Annotated in this window: 3 tRNA genes; all 3 read right to left on the bottom strand. The window is 54.7% G+C overall.

Going from position 1 to position 309, the window contains the following annotated elements:
* Positions 1-4: 4 nt before the first annotated feature.
* The 3 genes from CN326_RS23745 to CN326_RS23735 all read right to left on the bottom strand — a co-directional run bounded on the left by CN326_RS23745 (position 5) and on the right by CN326_RS23735 (position 274).
* Positions 5-97: transfer RNA gene (locus tag CN326_RS23745), tRNA-Ser, on the bottom strand.
* Between the two features lie 19 nt (positions 98-116).
* Positions 117-193, bottom strand: a tRNA-Ile gene (locus CN326_RS23740).
* Positions 194-197: 4 nt separating this feature from the next.
* A tRNA-Met gene (locus tag CN326_RS23735) sits at positions 198-274 on the bottom strand.
* Positions 275-309 lie beyond the last annotated feature (35 nt).

Here is a 309-nt window from a genome sequence, read left to right as displayed (position 1 = left end):
AAAATGGAGGAGGTAGAGGGATTCGAACCCCCGCGCGACTCTCGCCGCCTGTCGGTTTTCAAGACCGATCCCTTCAGCCAGACTTGGGTATACCTCCGAGATATATGAAACTTGAGTGGTGGACCTTGTAGGACTCGAACCTACGACCGGACGGTTATGAGCCGTCTGCTCTAACCAGCTGAGCTAAAGGTCCTTTATGGTAGCGGCGGAGGGGATCGAACCCCCGACCTCACGGGTATGAACCGTACGCTCTAGCCAGCTGAGCTACACCGCCATAAATAAAGTATAAGTGGAGCCTAGCGGGATCGA

It is taken from the genome of Bacillus sp. AFS018417, assembly GCF_002560985.1.
GTDB classification, from domain to species: Bacteria; Bacillota; Bacilli; order Bacillales; family Bacillaceae_G; genus Bacillus_A; species Bacillus_A rhizoplanae.
The sequence above is the reverse complement of the archived record's forward strand: the minus strand, read 5'-3'. Positions and strand labels throughout refer to the sequence as shown.